General features: G+C 33.2%; 9 protein-coding genes. 1 reads left to right on the forward strand and 8 read right to left on the reverse strand.

What is annotated here, in order from left to right; all coding sequences use genetic code 11:
• Positions 1-190: 190 nt before the first annotated feature.
• From LJD34_RS15090 to LJD34_RS15120, 7 genes are all read right to left on the reverse strand, one after another.
• Positions 191-2,665: an FtsX-like permease family protein gene (locus LJD34_RS15090; RefSeq protein ID WP_009319966.1), complete on the reverse strand. Its 2,475-nt coding sequence runs from the start codon at positions 2,663-2,665 to the stop codon at positions 191-193.
• Positions 2,652-3,350, reverse strand: a complete 699-nt coding sequence (locus LJD34_RS15095; protein WP_009319965.1) for an ABC transporter ATP-binding protein — start codon at positions 3,348-3,350, stop codon at positions 2,652-2,654. The genes LJD34_RS15090 and LJD34_RS15095 overlap by 14 nt, the downstream gene beginning before the upstream one ends.
• Positions 3,351-3,363: 13 nt before the next feature.
• Positions 3,364-3,951, reverse strand: coding sequence for a hypothetical protein (locus tag LJD34_RS15100; RefSeq protein ID WP_009319964.1), 588 nt, complete (start codon positions 3,949-3,951; stop codon positions 3,364-3,366).
• 84 nt (positions 3,952-4,035) lie between these two features.
• Positions 4,036-4,962: a sensor histidine kinase gene (locus tag LJD34_RS15105; protein WP_009319963.1), complete on the reverse strand. Its 927-nt coding sequence runs from the start codon at positions 4,960-4,962 to the stop codon at positions 4,036-4,038.
• Complete coding sequence (locus LJD34_RS15110; protein ID WP_009319962.1) at positions 4,953-5,615, reverse strand: response regulator transcription factor; 663 nt, start codon at positions 5,613-5,615, stop codon at positions 4,953-4,955. The genes LJD34_RS15105 and LJD34_RS15110 overlap by 10 nt, the downstream gene beginning before the upstream one ends.
• A 135-nt stretch (positions 5,616-5,750) precedes the next feature.
• Positions 5,751-6,113, reverse strand: a complete 363-nt coding sequence (locus LJD34_RS15115) for a hypothetical protein (RefSeq protein WP_009319961.1) — start codon at positions 6,111-6,113, stop codon at positions 5,751-5,753.
• 19 nt (positions 6,114-6,132) lie between these two features.
• The gene (locus LJD34_RS15120) at positions 6,133-6,357 is read right to left on the reverse strand and encodes a sporulation initiation factor Spo0A C-terminal domain-containing protein (protein WP_009319960.1); all 225 of its coding nucleotides are present in this window, start codon (positions 6,355-6,357) and stop codon (positions 6,133-6,135) included.
• 150 nt (positions 6,358-6,507) lie between these two features.
• Here LJD34_RS15120 and LJD34_RS15125 point away from each other — a divergent pair, with 150 nt between their 5' ends.
• Positions 6,508-6,870: a helix-turn-helix domain-containing protein gene (locus tag LJD34_RS15125; RefSeq protein ID WP_009290080.1), complete on the forward strand. Its 363-nt coding sequence runs from the start codon at positions 6,508-6,510 to the stop codon at positions 6,868-6,870.
• Positions 6,871-6,925: 55 nt separating this feature from the next.
• On the opposite strand, the gene LJD34_RS15130 is transcribed toward LJD34_RS15125, so the two are convergent.
• Positions 6,926-7,387, reverse strand: a 462-nt coding sequence (locus tag LJD34_RS15130) for a conjugal transfer protein (protein WP_227360290.1), incomplete at its 5' end; no start/stop codon positions are given.

Raw genomic sequence — 7,387 nt, forward strand, 5'->3', positions numbered from 1 at the left:
CTTTCCGCACCATATAGGGAATGAAAGGTGTGATTTAATGACCTCTTTTGAAAAAATTTAATTTTTTTCAGGTATGAAAAAAGCCCGTACAAAACATATAGTTCTATACGAGCTTTAAATGTCTTATTAAATTTATTTTTTGATGTACTGTTGTTAGTTGGTGTTTGAGTGTATATGGTTGTACTTAAAGCTATTCATAATCTCTTAATCGTTCTACGATAGAGCGATTTCCTGCAAGTTTTTTATAGGATAGAAGAGGTGTTATCATACATATCAGCATGACAAGAATAATAGCACTGAATAAAGGAAACACTGGTACATTAAATGGAATCTCCATATAATTCATGGATTCAAAGCAAATATAAGTGATAACTGAACCAATCGTCAATGTAATAAATACAGAGAAAAGTGCATATAAAACCCCCTCTCGAATTAACAGTTGATTTATCTGTTTTTTGGACATTCCAATACTTTCCATAACAGAAAATGTTAATTTTCGATTCTGAATACTGCTTGCGATTGTATTTGTATAATTTAAGACTCCAACCAGCAGAAGCAATAAAGCGATTATTGTGCCTATTTCCATCATTTCTCCCTGCGATTCTTGAATTGTTCTCATATTCTCAAATTGAGATTCAATGTGTAAGTCATTACTATATGGACTATCCTCTACAAGAGATGTAATCTTTTTTTCTAACACTTCGTCATATTTTTGATTATAGTAAATATACATATTTAATGTTGTCGGCTTAGAAATCAGGCTATTTAAATAGTCTTGACTTACAATCAACGAAGCACCTATATCTCTTCCGCTGTACTGTGTGTCATACGACACAGCTTCAACGGTAATTTCATATTGCTTTCCTTGAAGATTAAAGAAAACTCGCTGATTCAAATATTCTTTTGGTATTTCAGAGCCTTCATATTGCACAATACAACTTTCTCCATTCAGAAAATCTTGTTTATCAATAGGATTATCCAGTGATTGATTTACATAATCAAATTGTTCTTCATCAATACCGATTAGCATACCATAATAGTTTGATGGATTCGCTTTATAATCTGCTTTAACATCTTCAGAAGATAAATAAGGTGTTCTGTCTATATAATTCGTTATCCACATATCAGAAAAACTGTTTAACACATACGGGAAAATAATAGGTGTTCCCTCTACAAGATGGAAGTCTTTAATGCCGTCCAGCTTTCTTATTTCTTCAACAAAAGAATCCTCTATAGCTGGTTTAAGAGAATTTATATCCTCTGTGGTTTGTGTCTGGTTTTGAACAATAAAATCGGCGTTCCAGTAGTTAGGCAGTACCGTTCTTTCTCCCTGACTACTTATGATCGTTGTAAGGCAATAAAATACAGATAAACTTGTTGCCAGCGATAGTAAGACAACAACTGTTTTCTTTTTATCTTTCTTAAATTGTTCAAATGCCATTCTCCAGAAGAAAGCCCCTTTTTTCTTTTTATACCTTTTACCATTCGATATACATTCTCTATATTTTGTAGCTTCTACCGGTGTAACTTTTGTTGCAATTTGAATCGGCTTTTTCATTCCCAGAATAATAGAAAAAATAGTCACAACAATACTTACAATTAAAATCACTGGATTAAACTGCAATGTCATATTTCCAGTCGATATACCTAATATTCCGAGAATATAAGGAACTAATTTCATACATAAAATAATACCCAACAGATTTCCGATAAATATACCTAATATTCCGACAAGTATCATTTGCTTAATTATGAAACGAACAAGCTGTTTCTTTGTCATACCCAGAGATTGAAGCAATCCATAATATCGTATCTTTCCTGAAACAGACAGATACAAAATATTGTAAATCAGAAGATAGGCACTTAAACATATAACAAGAGCCAGACCGCATATACCAAGCAATAACTTAAAAGAATTTTCGATATAACCTGTCGGTGCAAAGATTTGCCTGTCTGAGAAATCTAAAGATTTTTCTATGGACTGTATTGTAGTTGGAAAAACATAGTTACAGTTCAGTTTTATGCAAAGGATTCCATTATTTTTTAAATCATATCCCGTTTCGTCATAAAAGGCTTTTGACACAAATCCAGCAGATGTATCTCCATAACCGTCCCATATACCACTGATAACAAATTCGTCTGTATAAACACCTGTATTATTTTCATAAGTTAAAATAAGACTATCTCCGACAGACAGATTTTCATTTCCACAGGTTTTCAAAATATCTTTTGTAACCATCAATTCATTTTTATTTTGCGGATAGTGTCCATCTAATTTTGTTCTGGCAGGCGACATCAAATTATCCCAGAATACTTCATCACACCATAACAATCCAATTTCAACAGTCTTATCGTACTCTGTACTTTGGATAAATCCAGCATAGGATTCTATACCTACGCTCCGTATATTCTCGTTTTGCTGTAAAGTATTAAGTTGCTCTGATGTAAAACCGTTCATAGTTACAATATCATATTCAGCTCCATTTAAGCGTGTGTTCTGCAATCTACTCGAATTCAGATAAGTCATACCGATTGTAAATACACAGAAAAGCATAAATGCAGATAATATTATTGTGAAAAACAAAATTGCATATTGCTTCTTATTTGTTTTAACGCTGTTTTTTGCAAGTTTATTGATGATTGCCTCATTATTATTCGCTAACATGGAAATCACTTCCTTTAGTTGATATTTTTCCGTCCTCAATCTGAACAATTCTGTCCGCCATTTGTGCAATATCATTATCATGTGTAATTACAATCAATGTTTGTTGATATTGTCTACTTAACATTTTCAATAATCCGATTACATCATGACTGGTAGAAGTATCAAGATTTCCTGTTGGCTCGTCTGCAAGGATAATCGCAGGTTTTGTTGCTAAAGCTCGTATAATCGCTACACGCTGTTGTTCTCCACCAGACAACATTGCAGGGAGCATTTCTTGTTTATCCGAGATATTTAATGTTTCCAATAGTTCCTGAATAAAATCTTTATCAATTTGCGTACCATCTAACTCAAGAGGAAAAGTAATATTATCATACACATTCAAGTCGGGTATTAGATTATACTGCTGAAAAATAAATCCTACTTTTCTTCTTCTGAAAAGAGCAAGTTGTTCCGAATTTAATGTTTCAAGATTTAGTCCATCAACAATAACAGTTCCACTGCTGGGCGTATCTAATCCACCAATCATATGTAGAAGCGTACTTTTTCCACTACCTGATTTTCCGACGATAGAAACAAATTCTCGTTCAGCAACTTCAAAATTCACACCATCTAATGCTCTTACGGTCTGATTCCCTGTTTGGTAATATTTTTTTAAAGCCTGTGTTTTGACAATCACATTTTTCATAATCAAGTCCTCCTTATTTTTCTATCGGATAAAGAATAACGCTATCTATCTTTTCTGGTTCAAAAAAAGTTACTTTAAGTATCATACGATAAGGAAATGTTTGGTCTTTACCATTCAAATAAAACACATTTTCCCCTTTTTTCAAAAACACGCCATTTGTCAACCATGTTTCTTTGTAGTTTTCTTCAGAAGTTTGAGACAAGTAGAAAGAAGATAAAGGCTCTAATGTAGTTTTAACACCATTCTTTTCTTTTAATTCGCAACAAAACAATGCCCCCTCTTTTCCATATGTATCATAAGTATATTGCAAAGAAACATCTGTATCTTTCTTTGATGTAATAGAAAGAAAAATAGATTTATTTTCTGGGAGAATATTATCTGGTTCAGTCATACTCTTTATTTCCATTTCAACAGTTCCATCTTCTGAAATTTCTAATTTTTGAGGGTTTTGCAAGTCTTTTTGGTTATAAATAACCTTATCACTTGCTGTGCTCTTCGTTTGTTTATTTTCGTCAGTACTGGAGCTTTCATTCTGGCAACCGGTAAAAGCCAATAATAAAACGAACATTGTCAGAAATACCGTCGATTTTTTGATTCTCATGATTTCACCTCCTGACTTACATGATAAAGCATAAAAATCACAAACCAGTCACAAAAAGAAAAAATCACAAAACTGTGATTTTTCTTAATCCCGATTTGGAAGATATATTATAAACTTGCTTCCTTGTCCAATTTGTGACTGTACTTCAATATATCCATTTTGTAGCGTGATGATTTCTCTAGCTAAATATAAGCCAATACCGATTCCCTCTTTATCATGTACCTCTGGTTCTCGATAGAACCGAGTAAAAATAGTCGCTTGTCGCTCTGGTGCAATACCTTTTCCTGTATCCTCAATGCTGATTTTTGTAAAAAGTTCTTGCCTGCACACAACAACATGAATATTTCCGCCAACTTCTGTATATTTTACTGCATTATCTAAAATATTAAAAATTGCTTCTGCTGTCCATTTTTTATCATGTTTTAGCATTAGCTGTTCATCATACTGCACATCAATCTTAATGTTTTTCTTATCTGCCTTTATTACTACGTTACTGATCGCCATAGCGAGAGTATCGGCAAGAAGGACATTTTGTTTTTGGATTTTAATTGTTCCAGTTTCAAGCCGTGACATTTTTACCATGCTTTGCAGAAGAAAATCCAACTTATCTATTTGACCGTTCATTTTTCTCATGTATTCTTGATTTTTCTTAAAATCTGATTCATCCGTCATTATCTCTAAATAGAGTTTTATATTAGCAATCGATGTTTTTGTTTGATGAGAAATATCAGACACTAGCTCTTTCAGTTTATCTTTTTCTTCTGAAATCTCTAAATTTTTATGAGTATACAGATGGGAAAGACGAACCAGCTTCTCATAAATTTTTTCCCACAAATCATCGTTTTCATAGGGAGTTGTTTTTAATTCTCCGTTTTTTAACATATAGTTTATAGTATTATCCAGTTTCTCTGTATATTCATAAACATCATGTTTCAAACGAACATATTTCCAAAGTGCAAAAGTAGTGATAAACACTAACGAAAAAAATATTATAAAAATCATTACTTCCATATATAACCCATTCCATATACATTTGAAATATAAGAGTGTTCCTCGGTTTCAATCTTTTTACGCAATCTGTTGATATTTACTGCAAGAGTATGCTTGTCTGTAATTTGTACTCCCTCGTCCCATAAAGAATCTAATAAAACGGAATAGGTAAGTAGTTTCCCTTTATTCTCAATCAGTTTTTTTAAAATACGATATTCTGTGGGGGAAAGTAAGCATTCATTTACTCCTTGTTGAACGATACCAAGTTCAAAATCTACTTTTAGAAAGCCATCATCATAAATATTCGCTTCTTGTGACTTTCTGGATAAGATTACATACACTTTTTTCAGCAAAATTCTCATAGAAAAGGGCTTTGTCACATAGTCGTCTGCTCCAAGTTCATATCCATTTAAAATATCAGTTTCCAAATCCTTAGCGGATAAAAATAAAATCAATGTATTACTTCTAGCTTTTAACCATTTGCAAAATTGAAATCCATTACCGTCTGGTAAATTTATATCCAAAATTGCCATGTGAAAGGTATAACTATTTGCGTAGTTTTTTGCTTCTTCACAAGTTCTAGCCCCCATAACCCGATAACCATTTTTTTCCAAAGAACAACAAATAGTATTATTTAATTCTATATCATCTTCCAACACAAGAATTGTATGCAAATTTATCACTCCTCGTACATATCATAATTATCTTAATTGTAATAAAAATCATAAACAAAATCCATATATTTTTGTGGGTTAAGCTAAAATAAAGTTACTGTGATCAGCATATCTGAATACAGTAACTTTGTTTTTTTAGTAGTTTTGACCTTTTTCAATTAGTTGCTTGAAATGTTCTTTTTTCTTCTTTGGAAGTTGATTTAAAAATTCTTCCAGCCATTTTTCTTCTTCTTCCAAAATCCCCTCGTCCTCATAATACTCTGGATATTCCAAATATATTTCATGTTCTCTTTCTTCTCGTTCTTCATCAGCTTGTGATAAGTCCATATATTTTCCAATAAGGAATTGAAGATATTGACTATACCCAAGAGAACTAACTAAATAAGTAATTCGTTCATAGTCTTTCAATGTCATTTCTCTTTTTCCAGTTAAAAGGTCATGGTCGTAAGAAGAACAAACTTCTAAAAATTCCTGTTCCTGCGTTTCTGATTTTTTCATTGTTCACGCTCCGTATTTACTAAAATTTTAAATTCTTGCTAACTACACAAATAAATTCTTCTGGACTGGGTATCTTATTTCCAAATAAGCGTTGAAATTCCGCTTGCTTGTTTGGGTCATCACTATTTCTAGCTTCATCAATAGCATACTGCATTTCTCTGCGAATTTCAGATACCGAACAGCCATTTGTTTTAGCCATTCTTTTTATAAGCTCTTTGCTATCCTTTTTACGAAATCTTAACATATAGACATACCCCCCTTTGCATTTATATTCTTCCATATTTTAAACTTTTTAGCCTGAATATATACTGAAAGAATTGTTCATTTACACAGAGTATTATATTACACTCTGCGAATGGTTACAATATAAAAAAGCAGGAAAGGAGAGGAAACTGTGGAAGTTGATTACAAAGCAATCGGACAGCGGATTAAAATTGCAAGAATTAAAAAGGGCGTAACACAAGAAACCGTTGCCGACCTTATAGACATTACACCAGCTCACATGAGTAATGTAGAAACAGGAAAAACAAAAGTCAGTTTACCAACCTTGATTGCGATTGCCAATGCACTTTCTGTATCAGTCGATACTCTTTTATGCGATAATGTGATTGCTTCTAAAATCGTTTTTGAAAAAGAAGCAAAAGATATTTTTTCAGACTGTGATGAATACGAAGTACGTTTCTTAGTAGATTTAATGAAGTCTGCTAAAATAGCGTTTCGTAAAGACAAGGATATACGCAATCAATTTCAAAAATAACCGTAGCTGTAAGGCACATAAATGTGTGTTACAGACTACGGTCTTTTTATATCATTTATCCTACAATCTTCCAGTTACTATCCTTTTGTAACACAAGCTCGTACTGTGATACCTGCGTCGCTTTTGTCTGAATATCAAGGAATTTCACGGCTACCTTGACTTCCACATTGTCCCCGTCCTTTGTAAAGATAGGGTTTACCAGTTCAGAATAAAGATAGTCCCTGCCGATAGGCTCAATCACATTTCCAGATACATAGTAAGCAAGCTCTTTTTCCGTAGCTGTTGGATAGAGCTTAAAGAATGTTTCCAGAAATGCGGTAGCGTCGTTTACGGTATCAGCGTCCACGCTTGCGTCTGGTTCTGGTGTCTTTGGCTCATAGTCCGATTTTTCGATTGCTGGTGCAAGGGTAGGGTTCTGAACGATTACCATATCCCCGTCAGCGTCCACATGGACTTTTACAATATAGGTTGCTTTCACATTGCTTGTCTGTTCTCCCTCTTTTATCTGCTGATCTAC

The sequence above is a fragment of the Faecalibacillus sp. MSK20_93 genome (assembly GCF_020589945.1).
GTDB lineage: Bacteria > Bacillota_I > Bacilli_A > Erysipelotrichales > Coprobacillaceae > Faecalibacillus > Faecalibacillus intestinalis.